Genomic DNA, 13,620 nt, shown 5'->3' on the forward strand with positions numbered 1-13,620 from the left:
CAAAAATTTTACAAATTAGTATAATGACATCAATATGAAAGAAACAATGCATTTTGAGATAGTAATAAACACACCCGTACAAAAGGTATGGAATACGATGTTAGAGTTAGAAACGTACAAAGAGTGGACTAGTGTTTTTGAGCCAACTTCTTACTACGAAGGTTCTTGGGACAAGGGAAGTAAAATAAAATTTTTGGGATCCGGTGGATCGGGGATGGTATCAGAAATAGCTGAAAATGTTCCGTATGAATTTGTTTCCATTAAACATCTAGGAGAAATGAAAAATGGGGTAGAAGACACCACTAGTGAAGCTGTGAAGAAGTGGCTTCCAGCTTTTGAGAACTATACTTTCACTGACAAAGGCGTAGAAACTTTACTGGCCATAGATATGGAGATGGAATCAAGTCCGGAATCTCAAGCGATGAAAGAAATGTTTGAAGGAATGTGGCCCAAAGCCCTTTTAAAGCTAAAGGAAATATGCGAACGATAAAAAATGAACTATCGATTGAGATTCAAAAATATAACCAAAACTTATCTAAAAAAGATAAAGACGTGTGTGATGTACTAGCGGCAGAGATAACCCTAAATCTTCCAAACGCAGAAAATAAAATCTGGCACGCTAATCCCGTTTGGTTTTTAGACGGCAATCCAATTGTTGGCTATGATAGGTTGAAAGATTGTGTCCGGCTTCTTTTCTGGAGTGGACAATCTTTTGATGAGGAGGATTTACTTAAATCAGGTAGCTTTAAGGCGGCTGAAATTAGATACACAGATGTGGTGCAAATCAATAAGAAGAACCTAAAACGCTGGTTGAAAAAGGCTAAAGAGATACAGTGGGATTATAAAAATATAGTCAAAAGGAAAGGGGTGCTAAAAAAGATTACATAGAAATTTCTTTATACTCGTCAGGTGGGAGTTGTCTTTTTAAGTGCTATAATCTAATTAATTAGTAGTTTTAATAAAAATATTATGTTTCCATTCAGTTTACTTAGTGTTTTAGTAGCAGCTATCGTGGCTTTTGTGATCGGTTTTCTATTACACGGTCCGATCGGAGGGAAATTGTGGATGAAACTCGCCGATATTCATCCGACAGGGAAGGAAAAGTTTGCCGATATGATTCCGCAAATGTTATGGAACCTTTTGGCTAACTTTGTGACTGCTTTTGTGATGGCGGGTATTATTTGGGCTGTGTCTACATCACCGGTCATGGGTCAGATGACAGCGTCTCGAGGTGCTATTTTTGGTATTTGGCTAGCGGTTGGTTTCTTGGCTACTTCATCGTCAATGGATGTTATTTGGATGGGTAAAAATTATAAATTATGGCTGTATGAGGTTGGCTGCTCAATATTAATGATGGCGGCTATGGGTGCGATTTTGGCAGCTTGGTAAAAATAAAGCTAATTAATAAATATTTTGTGACCCATTTTGTTTACATTTTAGAATGTGCAGATGGGTCACTTTATGTTGGCTGTACTAACAATCTCGAAAAAAGATTACATCAACATAATAACTCTAAATCAGGGGCTCATTACACGAAGGTGCGTCGGCCGGTGGTGTTAAGATACCAAGAAGAGTTGGCTACTTTGGCTGAAGGTCGAAAACGAGAGGCGGAAATAAAGAGTTGGAAAAGGGAAAAGAAATTGGGTTTGTTTTGTGACTGATGAATTCATAAAATATCCAGGCATTTACTTTTTAATAATATGATGTATTATATTGGACTGGTTCACATCGCCGGGCTGGGTAAGGCCACAGTCCGGTACAGACTTCAACCCTCGGTCTAGAACGAGGCGATTGACGAGAAGATTAGCCCGAGCCAGTACGGTCAAAAGCTAGTCCAATCGGTGTGAATTCTGGTCAGGTTGTCTGCCTGTGTCAGATGCAACGAATCCGTTTTACGGGTCTCGCCATAGTCTATGGGCGCCTCGACGATGTCGAGGCGCCCGTTTCTTTTTTCCGTGATATTATTTTTACTTAGATTATGGAATATATCATTAAGAAAAACCGACTAGCCAAAAATTTACGAATCACTGTTCGATCTGATGGTTCGGTGTTGGTGACAGTGCCTTGGCGAGTGCCTCTTAGGCTGGCCGAAAAGTTTGTCGCTGATAAGCAGGATTGGATTAAACGTCAGGTGGAGATCAGTCATAATCGTCTGGCTGAGGCTGAAAAACTTGGTTTGCCCAAGAGGCTAACTCCAACAGAAAAGAAAAAACACTATCTTAGTCACAAAGAACAGGTCCGGAAAAATATTGTTAAACGAGTGGCAGAGTTAAATGAAAATTATGGTTTTAAATATGGTGCCATTTCGATTCGTAATCAGAGCACTCGCTGGGGTAGTTGTTCGAAGAAGGGGAATTTAAATTTTAATTATAAAGTGGGTTTATTGCCTCAATCTTTATCTGATTACGTTATCGTTCACGAATTGTGTCATTTAAAAGAATTTAATCATTCATCTCGGTTTTGGCTTTTGGTTGCCGAAACAATACCCGATTATTTAGTACTCAGACGAGAATTGCAAAGAAAGGGTCTTGTGTTGTCCTAAAAAAGGAATAAAATCAAGACTAATTATTAAATTGCAAAATATATATGTCATCACAAGTAAAGATAGTAGCTTTGGTTTTGGTGGGTCTGGTGGTAGTAGGTGGTGGTTACTTTATTTTTAAATCAAATCAGACGGTTGGTTTGGTTAATGAGTCAGAAACTATCACTAAGGCGGGTGATAGTAAGAAAATTCCTTTTTCGGAATTTATTAAAATCGGCGGTTCTTACAAATGTACTATCAACCAATCGATTGGAGGAGTCGATACCCAAGGCTTAACTTATCTGAACAACAAAATGATCAGAGGAGAATATAATACCAAAGTCCAAGGGGTGAGTATTGATACCACCTTGATTGTGCGTGATGGTTTTACTTACACCTGGACGTCTATGGCCCCAACTATGGGTTTCAAAGCTAAGGTGGCAGATCAAAAAGTAGTCGATAATCAAACAGGAACGTCTGGAACCTACTCATTTAACGCTGAGCAGATTGGAGATTATGATTGCCAGACTTGGAATTCAGATGATTCTAAATTTGTTTTACCAACTGGGGTAACTTTCCGCGAGGTTTAATTATGAATATTATTATTTACTTAGTCACCTTGGTGACGTTGGCTGTGTTTGATGGTATTTGGTTATCACTGATGGTCTCTAACTATAAAGGTTGGCTTGGCCACTTGTTTGCGTCGACAGTTAGTTTTACGCCGGTTGTTATTTTCTACTTGATTTATACCTTAGGAGTTTCTTTGTTTGTTGTTTCTCCTGGTTTGAAACAGGGTTCTAGTTTGGTCTGGATTTTTGTCATGGGGGCTTTATTTGGTCTCGTGGCTTACGCTACTTATGATTTGACGAACCAGGCTACTTTGAAAGATTGGCCCCTAGTCGTCACTTTAGTTGATTTGGCGTGGGGATCATTTTTTACAGGAGCCGCCAGTGTGGTGGTGGTCTCTATCATCAACTACTTCAAATAAATTAGGTATTATTGTCTTAGTCGTATATACTCCGTCCAGTCGCCTTAGCAGACTTAATGAAAATATTGTTATGTCAGATGAAACAACAACTACAACTACTACAGTTACCCCAGCTGAAGTAGAGACCGAAGTAGAGACAACTGTGGGTGAACCAGAAGTAGAAGTAGAAACAGAGACAAAAGAATAAGTTTTGTCTAAGTAAAAGCACCCTTGGAGTAATCTGGGGGTGTTTTTCGGTTAAATTTGCTTATTGGCCAGAAAAAGCGTACACTTTACAATATAATAATAACAACTTGTCTAGGCAGGTAAGTAACTAATACAAATAACTATATGGGAAACTATCAAGGAGGAGGAAATAGAGGTGGCGGTTTCAGAGGCGGTAACGGTGGTGGCCGACCAAGCTTTCCTAAAAAGAGTTGGGGTAATGACCGAGACGGTGATCGACCAATGCATAAAGCCACTTGTGCTGAATGTGGCAAGATTTGTGAAGTGCCTTTCCGTCCAACTGGCGACAAACCAGTTTACTGTAGCGACTGTTTTAGTAGTAAAAAGGGTTTAGACGATCGCGGACCACGACGTGATTTTGGCGACCGAGCCCCTCGTCGAGATTTCAATGATCGATCAGCGTCTGCTCGACCAGATTTTTCTCGTCCTTCAGCTCCAGGTGGTGATGAAATGAAAAAACAACTAAGTGAAATTAGTCTAAAATTAGATCGTTTGGTTAATGCGGTTGAGCGATTGACTGAAAATAAAAAAGAGGTAGTTGCACCAAAAGTATCTTCAGAATCAAAAAAGGAAGTTAAAAAAACAGCCAACCTAAAAGCGGTAATTAAAAAAGCGGTGAGTACTAAGGCGCCGGCTAAAAAGTCAGTCAGTAAAAAGAAATAGCTTAATTAAGGATAACTATTATGGCACACGGTGAAGTGGTTATCCGCTTTGAAAAAGTTTCATTTGATTATGGTCACAACAAACCCATCCTAGATGAGGTGGATTTTGCTATTAGACGAGGAATGAAAGTGACGATCATGGGTCAAAATGGAGCAGGGAAAAGTACCCTCTTTTCTTTGATTACGGGAGCCAATGAGCCAGCAGAAGGTAGTGTTCACTTAGCTCCTCGAACCACGATCGCTTTGTCTCGACAGGTGATTCCACGGGAAGAGATGGACTTAACAGTCAGGGAATTTTTCCAGAAATGTTTTAAAGATAAAGTTTATGATATTGATCCACGAATCGATGAGGTTTTGGAAGTGGTCAACCTCAAGGGTCACGAACAGGTTCATGATCGGATCATTAAATCATTTTCTGGTGGTCAACAGGCTCGACTGGTTTTAGCTTCGGCTTTGATTCAAGAACCAGATATTTTATTACTAGACGAGCCAACCAACAACTTAGATAAAGCGGGTATCACTCACTTAACAGATTTCTTGATTAACTATCAAAAAACGGTCGTGGTTATTTCTCACGATGCCACTTTCTTGAACGCTTTTACTGATGCGGTTTTGTATCTAGATGTTTATACTAGAAAAATTGAACAATATGTTGGAGACTACTCCGATGTGAGAAACCAGATTGAAGCTCGAATGGAAAGAGAAAACCGTAAAAACGCTTTACTGGCCAAAGAGATTCAGGCTAAGAAGGATCAGGCTAATGCTTTTGCGATGAAGGGGGGTAATTTACGTATGGTGGCTAAACGGATGAGAACTTTGGCGGAGAACTTAGAAGAGGAAAAAGTTGATGTGCGCAAAGAAGACAAAACTATTCGCCCGTTTGTGATCCCAGCTCAGCCGGATATTTTGGGAGATTTGATTACATTATCATCAGTGTCTGTTTTGAAAAATGGTAAGCCTAAAAAACTAACTGTTAATCTTAAGTTGCGTAAAAATAAACATTTATTATTGGCTGGTCCTAATGGTATTGGAAAGAGTACTTTGCTAGAGGCTTTGGCTTCCGGTAAAGCTGAAGGGGCGACTTTGTTGGCTGATGTGCGGGTTGGTTATTATCGTCAAGATTTTTCAACCTTAAATTTTAATGAGACTGTTTATAAATCTTTAGCGGATGCGTCGTTTAAACTAACCGGCCGACTAGATGAAGAAAAAATCCGCTCAATCGCTTCTGGTTTTCTTATTACTAGTGATGTGATCAATACAAAAATTGGTAATCTGTCAGAAGGTCAAAAAGGTTTGGTGGCTTTTGCTCGCTTGGTGATCGAACAACCAGGGATTTTGATTTTGGACGAGCCAACCAACCACATTAACTTCCGTCATTTACCAGTCATTGCCAAAGCCTTAGATCAGTATCAAGGGGCGATGATCTTGGTATCTCACGTGCCAGAATTCGTAGAGCAGATTAGAATAGATGAGACTTTGGATTTGGCTAAATAGCTCGGTTGAGCCATATTTTAGATTAAAAAATATGTTATAATAAGGTTATGAAAATAACCAAATTCGAACAATCAGGATTTGTTTTAGAGACCGATCAGGGTTATAAATTAGCGGTAGATATTGGTTCTTATACACCAATTGAAAAACTTGATGGGTTGTCGGTTGACGCTGTTCTAGTCTCTCATCTTCATGGTGATCATTTTTCGTTGGAACATATCAAACAATTAAAGCCTAAAAAGCTTTTTCTTAACCGGGAATGTTTAGAAATAATAGGCGAAGAAAACTTAGACTGTGAAATCATTGAGATTAAAACTGGAGACAGGTTTAATATTGAAGATATTCAAGTAACTGTTTTTGATGTTGACCATGGGCCCAATACAAAAGTTAAACCTAGAGAAAACTTTGGTTTTTTGATGACTGTTGATGAGCAAAAATTATACTTTGCTGGTGATATGTTTTATCCGTCCGGCTTACAAGTAACTGACCTAGAAGTTCAATACGCTCTTATTCCTGTGGGAACTTTTTATACTTTTGGTCCAACGGAAGCTTTGGAGTTTATTAAGCAATTCAAAAAAATTGAGATGGTTGTTCCTATGCATTACGAGAAAATAGAAGAAACTAAAACTGAGTTTATGTTTTTGGCTAAAAATAGTGGTTTTAATATTATTTAATAATTAATTTTTATGATTTATTTATTGATTCTCGTCTGTACAGCGATTTCTCTAGTTATTGGTTTTGTGTGGTATGGGCCCTTGTTTGGTAAATTATGGTTGAAGGTTATTAAGGCTGACGATCTAACATTACAGGCTCGAGCAGAAATGCAGAAAAAAGCTAAACCGCTTTATTTTTTACAATTTTTGATGACGGCGGTTCAGGTGTCCGTCTTAGCTATTTTAATTACGGGTTTGAATGGTGTTCAGGCTTTGAATTACGCTTTGTTGGCGTGGTTGGGTTTTGTGGTGCCAATCTTGGCAGGTAGTGCTCTGTGGAATAACGATTCCAAAGAAGTAGCGAAAGCTAGATTTTTAATTCAAGCTGGTTACCAATTGGTTTTATTTGTCGTTTTTGGTCTTATTCTTGGTTTTTGGGCCTAATTTGGCAGTCTGGATTGAGGATGATATAGTAGGTGGTAATATTATGATTATCGTTGGTATTACTGGAACATTAGGAGCAGGAAAAGGAACGGTAGTTGATCATCTTAAAGATAAATACGACTTCAAACACTACTCGGCGCGAGATTTTTTAACAGCTGAAGTGATCAAGCGAGGTTTGCCGGTCAATCGCGATAGTATGGTGGAAGTGGGTAACGATTTGCGAGCCAAAAATCACCCTGGTTATATCGTAGAGCAATTATATAAACTAGCTTTTGCTGACGGCCACAATGCGGTGATCGAGTCAGTTAGAACTCCGGGAGAAATTGACGTTTTGGAAAATTTGCCAAATTTTTATTTGGTGGCGGTAGACGCTGAAACAAAAATCCGTTACGACCGGATTGTTTTGCGTAACTCTAGTACTGACAATGTGTCTTTTGATCACTTTAAAGCTGATGAGGAAAGGGAGATGACTAGTGTTGATCCCAATAAACAAAATTTAGCCGCTTGTATTAAAAGGGCAAAGTATTTGTTTTTAAATAATGGTTCATTTGAAGATTTATTTGTCCAAGTTGATGAGATGGTTAATCAAATAAATCATGTATAAAAGAGTATTGCTAAAGTTGTCGGGTGAACAATTTGCTGGTAAACAAGCTTTCGGTATTGATGTTGATTTTGTGGCTACTTTAGCAGAAGAAATAAAAGTACTACTGGCTGATACCAAAGTTCAGTTGGCGATTGTAGTTGGTGGAGGTAACTTTTTGCGAGGAGCAACTCTAGCTAAAAACGAATCAATGATCGAACGAGCAACTGCTGACTATATGGGTATGTTGGCAACAGTGATGAACGGGATGGCCTTGGTGGATATTTTGGAAAAGAAAGGTCAGCCTGCCCGGTTGCAAACGAGAGTTCAGATCAACTCAGTGGCTGAGCCATATATTCGCCGTCGAGCGATTCGTCATTTAGAAAAAGGCCGAGTGGTAATCGTGGCTGGTGGAACCGGTAATCCTTATGTGACCACTGACACCGCGGCTGTTTCAACTGCTTTGGAGATTGATTGTGAATTAGTATTGAAAGCGACTAAAGTTGATAAAGTTTACACCAAAGATCCCAACAAATATCCTGACGCCGAAGCAATTTCTAAAATCTCTTATTTAGATGTCTTAAAAAACCAAGAAATAAATGTCATGGATAATGCGGCTATTTCTTTAGCGATGGACCATCACCTGCCGATTCGTGTTTTTGATCTTTTAACCAAAGGTAATGTCAGTCAGATTGTGAGTGGGGCTGACGTGGGTACTTTGATTTCTAATTAGGTTTCTTGGTGCTAGCTTCGCCGGCGACGTGACCAGTAGTCCAGCATAGTTGGAGGCTGTAGCCACCAGAAGGACGGTTGATATCTAGTAAGTCACCAATGATATAAAGATTGGAGTAATGACGAGATTGCATGGTTCTAAAATCAACCTCAGTTAGTTTGACTCCGCCACTAGAGGTTACGGCTTTATCTTCACCTAACAAACCTTTTACTTCAGCGGGTAGGTGTTTTAGGGTTTTGATTAGTTTTAGTCTTTCCTCGCGAGTAACACTATGACAAGGTTGGTCGGGGTTGATCTGGGCTAGCTCTAAAATGGTGGCAACTAAACCAGAGGGAATTAGAAGGTTGAGAACATTTTTTATTTTTTTGTTACTGTCCTGGTGAAGGGTAGCCACTAGCTCAGTATTTAATTTATCTTCAGCTAGATTAGGGAGGGTGTCGATAGTCATGGAGACTTCGCCGTATTTCAATAATTCACCAATCTCTCGGCTCATATTTAAGATGGTCGGACCGGTGACACCAAAATGGGTAAATAAGATTTTACCGTGCTGTTTTGCTTGTTTGACACCATTTTGAAAAATAGTGATTTTAACGTCGGGCAGGCTAATCCCTTGGAGATTTTTGAGCCAGGAATTTTTTAGACTAACGGGAACTAAAGCTGTGCTTGGTGGTGTGACTTGGTGGCCTAGTTCTTCCAACCATTTAAATCCGTCACCAGTTGAGCCGGTTTCTGGTCGAGATTGTCCACCGGTAGCTAGGATAAAAGAGTGGCTAGTAATAATAGTATTATTTTTTAGTTGGACACCCGTAATCCGTCCTTGATCAGTTAAGATTTTTTTGACTGGGGAGTTGGATAAAATTTCTACATTGTGGTTCTTGAGTTCACTGACTAAAACATCCCAAACTGATTGAGATTTGTTGCTGACTGGGAAGACTCGTCCCTCGGCTTCGACCTTGGTGTCCAGTTGATGTTGGTGGAAAAAATCTAGCGTGTGTTGTACGCTCCACTTCGCAAAAGCGGAAAACAAAAATTTATCACTGTCTTTAAATTTGGCTAGCAGTTTTCGATTATCAAATTCGGCGTTGGTTAGATTACAGCGGCCACCACCAGTGATGAGAAGTTTTTTGCCAAGACTGTCGTTTTTCTCAATCAACAAAACTTGGGCGCCAGTGGCGGCGGCAGTACCCGCTGCCATCATGCCAGCTGGTCCAGCACCGATCACGACCACATCATAAATTGAATTTGTTTTATCCATGCTTGTCTATCATGGCAAATTATATGACAGAATGCCACTCAATGAGCATTTTACTATACTAATCTAAGTTAATTTATGTACGGCTAATTATTTAATTTTATTATCACTTATAGCTATTTTGTTGGCTAGTTTTTTGCTCATGCAAGGTGTCTATCAATAGCGGTTAGCCTGGTTGCAGGCAATCCACCAGAGGCGCTAAAAAGTGTTATACTAGATAAATATGAACACTAGAAATTTTATTTTAGTTATTTTAATTGTATTGGTGGGTGGACTTATTTATGCCTATGAACAAGGTTTATTGAGTCGTTTGACTGACAATGGTCGCGCTTTTGTTTTCACTTGTGCTGAAGGGGAAACTATTAAAGCCACTTTTGCCAATAGTCAGGTCGACCTGGTTTTGTCTGATGGTCGAACTCTGATTTTACCTCAAGTGATGTCTGCCTCGGGTGCTCGTTATGCTAATACGGAGGAATCTTTTGTTTTTTGGAATAAGGGTAACACCGCTTTTGTTGAGGAAAATGGTAAGATGACTATCGGTGGTTGTGTGAATGATAATAATTAATTTAATATGGCAAAAAAACAAAACAACTTCAAAACGATCACTATCCTGCTGCTACTCCTAGTGGCGGTGGTGATTGGCGGCTATGTCTATATAACTTATCTAAAGAACCCAACTTTTAAGTCTCTTTTTGGTGATCAGGCTTCTAGTACTCCGGTTACCTTGAGTCTTGGTGAAGCGGAGCAATTACTTAAGACAGCTACCATCGACCTAGATGATGTGTCTCAGGGGGTGACCCTGGTCAATGGTAATGCGGAATTTTCAGCGGAAGATACTCCTATCAAAGGAAGTGTGACACTAGGTAATATAATCGAGATTCAAAAAGTAGGTGATCGAGTTGATGTTTTGACTACAATGGTGGTTGATTATGGTGGTAGCGGTAACTTTGTTTATTTAGTCTTGTTTGAAAACAAACAAGGGAAGTTAGTCCAAAAATCTATGGTCTTGCTGGGTGATCGAGTTAAGGTTAGTGAAGTAGAGACTGGTAATTCAATTAAGACAGGTGTTGATTATTTAGTTGATGTTTTTATTCTTGATCGAGGTGAAAACGAATCGATGGCAGCGGTGCCAAGTGTACCTAAAACTATCAATTTGTCAGTTAAGTCTGGGCAATTAAGTGTGATTGAACCGGTGACGGTCTCTGATCCTAAGCCGGTGACTCCACCAACTGAAGCGGTCTTTTGTACGATGGATGCCAAAATGTGTCCTGATGGTTCTTATGTTGGTCGGTCTGGTCCAAACTGTGAGTTCAAGTGCCCAGTTGGCGAGTCTACCTCAACTAACTAATTTTATGGATAATACTTATAGCTGGTATCAAACTTTGATCAAGCCGACCTGGGCCCCACCAGCTTGGCTCTTTGGTCCAGTGTGGACTGTTCTCTATGTGATCATTGCGGGGTCATTTGGCTATGTTGGTTATCTGTTCCTAAACAAAAGAGTCTCCTTTATGGTAGTGCTACCATTTTTACTGAATCTTTTGTTTAATTTTATTTTCTCACCAATCCAATTCGGCCTGCAAAACAATTATCTAGCGGCTTTGGATATTTTATTGGTTTTGATCACTCTAGTCTGGGCTCTGGTGGCTATTTATCCTTATGCCTCTTGGGTCTCCTTCGTCAATTTGCCTTATCTAGCGTGGGTCTGCTTTGCGACCGTTCTTCAGTTAACGGTGACGTATATCAATCGTTAAAAATGTCCAAAGACTTTTTTATCACCGGTATTCCAACTTCTGGTAAATCATATTTAGCAGAAAAGTTAGCTAAAGAGACTGGTGGGGTACATGTGCGGATTGATGATTGGCGAGAGAAAGAGGCTGGCGATCCACGATTTAAACAAGCGATTAATTTCTATCTAGACCAAGACGAAAAAACTTATTACACGACCACTACTTTTGACGAACAATGGGTCAACTTGGTCTGGCAATCAGAAGAGTTGTGGCCGGGGATTATAGAATATATCCAGTCTTTTGCTGGTGAAGCTCGACCGGTTATTTTTGAAGGGGTTAATCTTTTACCTCATTTAGTTAAACGAGATTTAGATTGGTCTGGTCTTTGTTTGATCGGAACCACTTTTGAGGAAACATTGCGACGTAATATAGCTGACCCACGTTGGGGTGACACTGAGGAATTGCAAAAATTAGAAGCCGAGTCTTTTTTCTACGGTGAACGTCCACGATATCAAGCTGAAGCGCAAAAGTATGGTTATTCAGTCTTTACGAGTGCTGAAGAAGCCTATCCTGAGGTCTTAAAATTGCTGTAGCTTGGGTGTATAATACTGGGTATATGAAAAGGACTATTTTAATCCTGAGTATTGGCGGGACAATTTTTGCCGGCTATCTCAGTGCAGTCAAATTATTAAGTAATAACTGTGCTTTAAAAGAATCGTGCCCGATTTTCTTTGGTTATCCAGCTTGTTACTATGGTTTTGCTATCTATCTGACTTTAGCTATTTTGGCTTATTTGTTGGTTAGTAATCGTTTGAAGATTAATTCGGCTTTAAATTGGATCATGACTGTGTCGGCCGTAGGAATATTGTTTGCCGGCTATTCTAGTTATTTAGATCTACCAGTCTGGATGACGAGTGGTGTAGGTGCTTTCTCACTAGGTGTACCTAGTTGTTTTATTGGCCTACTGTTTTATATTGCCATTTTCTTTATGGCTTTATCAGAGAAGTCTAAAGTGTAGTTATTAATTTAATTTTAAAAAATATGTCTAAACCTTATATTACAAATATTGAAGAAGAAACAATTACTAATACTAATTTTCGGCAGGTGGTTTTCACCGCTCCTCACAGTCAGGTGGTGTTGATGTCTTTGTTGCCTGGAGAAGAGATTGGGGTAGAGGTGCATAAGGTTGATCAATTTTTCCGGATCGAAGCAGGGCAAGGGAAGGCGGTGGTTGATGATGAGGAGTATCCTTTGGCAGATGGGACCGCTTTGTTGGTACCAGCTGGCTCAGAGCACAACCTGATTAATACTGGTGATGTAGATCTTAAGCTCTACACTATTTATTCTCCCGCTAACCATATCGACGGTCGAGTTCACGCTACCAAAGATGATGCGGTGGCTGACGAAGAGGACGAGGCTTTTGGGAACTAGAGCTTTAAATTAAAGATATAAACCACAAAACCGGCGAAGAGTCGGTTTTGTGGTAAAATACTAAATCATGGCTATAGACAAGTATACAGCGGTGTGGGTCTCGCACTCCTCAATGGGGGATTTTTTGAAATGCCCGCGCGCTTATTTTTTACATAATGTTTATAAAGACCCTAAGACTAATCACAAAATTAGTTTGGTTAGTCCGGCAATGTCACTTGGTCAGGCGGTTCATAATACGATTGAAGCTCTGAAGACTATACCCGTAGCTGACCGGTTGAAACGAGATTTACTGTCTGATTTTGAAATAAATTGGCAAGAAGTGTCTGGCCGGAAGGGTGGTTTCAAATCCGAAGGAGAAGAGAGTGAAGCTAAAGCGCGCGGCCGAGCCATGATCGAGAGAGTGATTAATCAGCCTGGACCTTTAGCTCAAAAAACAGTTAAGTTACCAGAGGCTCACAACTCCATGCCGCCCAACTTTTATTTATCAGAGGATGATAATATTATTCTGTGTGGTTTGATAGACTGGTTGGAATATATTGAAGCCGACGACAGTGTGAAAGTGTTAGATTTTAAAACTGGCAAGCATGAAGAAAGTGATGATTCATTGCAATTGCCGATATATTTATTGTTGTTAAATGCTTTGCAAAAGCGCAAAGTGTCGGGCGCGGCTTATTGGTATCTCGATCGAGATGATGAGCCAGTTGATATGGTTTTGCCGGATCCTGATGAGGCTAAAGCCAAAGTGTTGGCGGTAGCTCGACAGGTTAAACAAGCTCGCGAAACAAAAACTTTCTTATGCCCAAAAGGGGAGGGTGGTTGCTTTGCTTGCAAACCTTATGAGCAAATTGTGGCTGGTCAGGCGGAATATTTGGGAGTTGGTGGTTATGGAGCTGATCTTTATATTATTTAGCTT

Annotated in this window: 21 protein-coding genes; 20 read left to right on the forward strand and 1 reads right to left on the reverse strand. The window is 39.9% G+C overall.

Annotation, left to right across the window (positions count from 1 at the left end; all coding sequences use genetic code 11):
* The first annotated feature begins 34 nt into the window (after positions 1-34).
* From K8Q91_01285 to pyrH, 13 genes are all read left to right on the forward strand, one after another.
* The gene (locus tag K8Q91_01285) at positions 35-490 is read left to right on the forward strand and encodes an SRPBCC domain-containing protein (protein ID MCE9628606.1); all 456 of its coding nucleotides are present in this window, start codon (positions 35-37) and stop codon (positions 488-490) included.
* Positions 478-888 (forward strand): DUF1801 domain-containing protein, encoded by a 411-nt coding sequence (locus K8Q91_01290; GenBank protein ID MCE9628607.1) that lies wholly within the window; start codon positions 478-480, stop codon positions 886-888. The genes K8Q91_01285 and K8Q91_01290 overlap by 13 nt, the downstream gene beginning before the upstream one ends.
* An 81-nt stretch (positions 889-969) precedes the next feature.
* On the forward strand, positions 970-1,389 hold the full coding sequence (locus K8Q91_01295; protein ID MCE9628608.1) for a DUF1761 domain-containing protein: 420 nt from the start codon (positions 970-972) through the stop codon (positions 1,387-1,389).
* Positions 1,390-1,415: 26 nt separating this feature from the next.
* The gene (locus K8Q91_01300) at positions 1,416-1,661 is read left to right on the forward strand and encodes a GIY-YIG nuclease family protein (GenBank protein ID MCE9628609.1); all 246 of its coding nucleotides are present in this window, start codon (positions 1,416-1,418) and stop codon (positions 1,659-1,661) included.
* A 386-nt stretch (positions 1,662-2,047) separates the two neighbouring features.
* A complete protein-coding gene (locus K8Q91_01305) occupies positions 2,048-2,542 on the forward strand; it encodes a M48 family metallopeptidase (GenBank protein ID MCE9628610.1) in 495 nt (164 codons plus the stop codon).
* Positions 2,543-2,586: 44 nt separating this feature from the next.
* Positions 2,587-3,111, forward strand: coding sequence for a hypothetical protein (locus tag K8Q91_01310; GenBank protein ID MCE9628611.1), 525 nt, complete (start codon positions 2,587-2,589; stop codon positions 3,109-3,111).
* 2 nt (positions 3,112-3,113) lie between these two features.
* The gene (locus K8Q91_01315; GenBank protein ID MCE9628612.1) at positions 3,114-3,509 is read left to right on the forward strand and encodes a DUF2177 family protein; all 396 of its coding nucleotides are present in this window, start codon (positions 3,114-3,116) and stop codon (positions 3,507-3,509) included.
* Positions 3,510-3,839: 330 nt separating this feature from the next.
* Complete coding sequence (locus tag K8Q91_01320) at positions 3,840-4,397, forward strand: hypothetical protein (GenBank protein ID MCE9628613.1); 558 nt, start codon at positions 3,840-3,842, stop codon at positions 4,395-4,397.
* A gap of 20 nt (positions 4,398-4,417) precedes the next feature.
* The gene (locus tag K8Q91_01325) at positions 4,418-5,890 is read left to right on the forward strand and encodes an ATP-binding cassette domain-containing protein (protein ID MCE9628614.1); all 1,473 of its coding nucleotides are present in this window, start codon (positions 4,418-4,420) and stop codon (positions 5,888-5,890) included.
* Positions 5,891-5,937: 47 nt separating this feature from the next.
* Positions 5,938-6,561, forward strand: a complete 624-nt coding sequence (locus K8Q91_01330) for an MBL fold metallo-hydrolase (GenBank protein ID MCE9628615.1) — start codon at positions 5,938-5,940, stop codon at positions 6,559-6,561.
* A gap of 12 nt (positions 6,562-6,573) precedes the next feature.
* Complete coding sequence (locus K8Q91_01335) at positions 6,574-6,984, forward strand: DUF1761 domain-containing protein (protein ID MCE9628616.1); 411 nt, start codon at positions 6,574-6,576, stop codon at positions 6,982-6,984.
* 43 nt (positions 6,985-7,027) lie between these two features.
* Positions 7,028-7,588 carry an AAA family ATPase gene (locus tag K8Q91_01340; GenBank protein ID MCE9628617.1) on the forward strand — a complete coding sequence of 187 codons (561 nt, stop codon included), beginning with the start codon at positions 7,028-7,030 and terminating at the stop codon, positions 7,586-7,588.
* Positions 7,581-8,297 carry a UMP kinase gene (gene pyrH, locus K8Q91_01345; GenBank protein MCE9628618.1) on the forward strand — a complete coding sequence of 239 codons (717 nt, stop codon included), beginning with the start codon at positions 7,581-7,583 and terminating at the stop codon, positions 8,295-8,297. The genes K8Q91_01340 and pyrH overlap by 8 nt, the downstream gene beginning before the upstream one ends.
* On the opposite strand, the gene K8Q91_01350 is transcribed toward pyrH, so the two are convergent.
* Positions 8,290-9,552, reverse strand: coding sequence for an NAD(P)/FAD-dependent oxidoreductase (locus K8Q91_01350; protein MCE9628619.1), 1,263 nt, complete (start codon positions 9,550-9,552; stop codon positions 8,290-8,292). The two genes, pyrH and K8Q91_01350, sit on opposite strands and share 8 nt — an antisense overlap.
* A gap of 220 nt (positions 9,553-9,772) precedes the next feature.
* Between K8Q91_01350 and K8Q91_01355 the strand changes: the two genes are divergently transcribed.
* The 7 genes from K8Q91_01355 (at position 9,773) to K8Q91_01385 (ending at position 13,617) form a co-directional block, all read left to right on the forward strand.
* The gene (locus tag K8Q91_01355) at positions 9,773-10,114 is read left to right on the forward strand and encodes an MliC family protein (protein ID MCE9628620.1); all 342 of its coding nucleotides are present in this window, start codon (positions 9,773-9,775) and stop codon (positions 10,112-10,114) included.
* Positions 10,115-10,120: 6 nt separating this feature from the next.
* The gene (locus K8Q91_01360) at positions 10,121-10,897 is read left to right on the forward strand and encodes a hypothetical protein (protein ID MCE9628621.1); all 777 of its coding nucleotides are present in this window, start codon (positions 10,121-10,123) and stop codon (positions 10,895-10,897) included.
* A 4-nt stretch (positions 10,898-10,901) separates the two neighbouring features.
* On the forward strand, positions 10,902-11,300 hold the full coding sequence (locus K8Q91_01365) for a tryptophan-rich sensory protein (GenBank protein ID MCE9628622.1): 399 nt from the start codon (positions 10,902-10,904) through the stop codon (positions 11,298-11,300).
* A 2-nt stretch (positions 11,301-11,302) separates the two neighbouring features.
* On the forward strand, positions 11,303-11,869 hold the full coding sequence (locus K8Q91_01370) for an ATP-binding protein (protein ID MCE9628623.1): 567 nt from the start codon (positions 11,303-11,305) through the stop codon (positions 11,867-11,869).
* Between the two features lie 23 nt (positions 11,870-11,892).
* The gene (locus tag K8Q91_01375) at positions 11,893-12,294 is read left to right on the forward strand and encodes a hypothetical protein (GenBank protein ID MCE9628624.1); all 402 of its coding nucleotides are present in this window, start codon (positions 11,893-11,895) and stop codon (positions 12,292-12,294) included.
* Between the two features lie 23 nt (positions 12,295-12,317).
* Positions 12,318-12,707, forward strand: a complete 390-nt coding sequence (locus tag K8Q91_01380) for a cupin domain-containing protein (GenBank protein MCE9628625.1) — start codon at positions 12,318-12,320, stop codon at positions 12,705-12,707.
* A 67-nt stretch (positions 12,708-12,774) separates the two neighbouring features.
* On the forward strand, positions 12,775-13,617 hold the full coding sequence (locus K8Q91_01385) for a PD-(D/E)XK nuclease family protein (protein ID MCE9628626.1): 843 nt from the start codon (positions 12,775-12,777) through the stop codon (positions 13,615-13,617).
* Positions 13,618-13,620: the final 3 nt, after the last annotated feature.

This window comes from Candidatus Vogelbacteria bacterium (assembly GCA_021414225.1).
In the GTDB taxonomy this organism is placed as follows: Bacteria; Patescibacteriota; Minisyncoccia; order Phycocordibacterales; family XYD1-FULL-46-19; genus JAIOOX01.

What these genes read in the sequence shown, in the direction of transcription:
- K8Q91_01355 (MCE9628620.1), top strand. Translation starts at nt 9,773, where the DNA reads ATGAACACTAGAAATTTTATTTTAGTTATTTTAATTGTATTGGTGGGT.
- K8Q91_01285 (MCE9628606.1), top strand. Translation starts at nt 35, where the DNA reads ATGAAAGAAACAATGCATTTTGAGATAGTAATAAACACACCCGTACAA.
- K8Q91_01295 (MCE9628608.1), top strand. Translation starts at nt 970, where the DNA reads ATGTTTCCATTCAGTTTACTTAGTGTTTTAGTAGCAGCTATCGTGGCT.
- K8Q91_01380 (MCE9628625.1), top strand. Translation starts at nt 12,318, where the DNA reads ATGTCTAAACCTTATATTACAAATATTGAAGAAGAAACAATTACTAAT.
- K8Q91_01360 (MCE9628621.1), top strand. Translation starts at nt 10,121, where the DNA reads ATGGCAAAAAAACAAAACAACTTCAAAACGATCACTATCCTGCTGCTA.
- K8Q91_01365 (MCE9628622.1), top strand. Translation starts at nt 10,902, where the DNA reads ATGGATAATACTTATAGCTGGTATCAAACTTTGATCAAGCCGACCTGG.
- K8Q91_01325 (MCE9628614.1), top strand. Translation starts at nt 4,418, where the DNA reads ATGGCACACGGTGAAGTGGTTATCCGCTTTGAAAAAGTTTCATTTGAT.
- K8Q91_01350 (MCE9628619.1), bottom strand. Translation starts at nt 9,552, where the DNA reads ATGGATAAAACAAATTCAATTTATGATGTGGTCGTGATCGGTGCTGGA.
- pyrH (MCE9628618.1), top strand. Translation starts at nt 7,581, where the DNA reads ATGTATAAAAGAGTATTGCTAAAGTTGTCGGGTGAACAATTTGCTGGT.
- K8Q91_01320 (MCE9628613.1), top strand. Translation starts at nt 3,840, where the DNA reads ATGGGAAACTATCAAGGAGGAGGAAATAGAGGTGGCGGTTTCAGAGGC.
- K8Q91_01330 (MCE9628615.1), top strand. Translation starts at nt 5,938, where the DNA reads ATGAAAATAACCAAATTCGAACAATCAGGATTTGTTTTAGAGACCGAT.
- K8Q91_01315 (MCE9628612.1), top strand. Translation starts at nt 3,114, where the DNA reads ATGAATATTATTATTTACTTAGTCACCTTGGTGACGTTGGCTGTGTTT.
- K8Q91_01375 (MCE9628624.1), top strand. Translation starts at nt 11,893, where the DNA reads ATGAAAAGGACTATTTTAATCCTGAGTATTGGCGGGACAATTTTTGCC.
- K8Q91_01290 (MCE9628607.1), top strand. Translation starts at nt 478, where the DNA reads ATGCGAACGATAAAAAATGAACTATCGATTGAGATTCAAAAATATAAC.
- K8Q91_01340 (MCE9628617.1), top strand. Translation starts at nt 7,028, where the DNA reads ATGATTATCGTTGGTATTACTGGAACATTAGGAGCAGGAAAAGGAACG.
- K8Q91_01370 (MCE9628623.1), top strand. Translation starts at nt 11,303, where the DNA reads ATGTCCAAAGACTTTTTTATCACCGGTATTCCAACTTCTGGTAAATCA.
- K8Q91_01335 (MCE9628616.1), top strand. Translation starts at nt 6,574, where the DNA reads ATGATTTATTTATTGATTCTCGTCTGTACAGCGATTTCTCTAGTTATT.
- K8Q91_01310 (MCE9628611.1), top strand. Translation starts at nt 2,587, where the DNA reads ATGTCATCACAAGTAAAGATAGTAGCTTTGGTTTTGGTGGGTCTGGTG.
- K8Q91_01385 (MCE9628626.1), top strand. Translation starts at nt 12,775, where the DNA reads ATGGCTATAGACAAGTATACAGCGGTGTGGGTCTCGCACTCCTCAATG.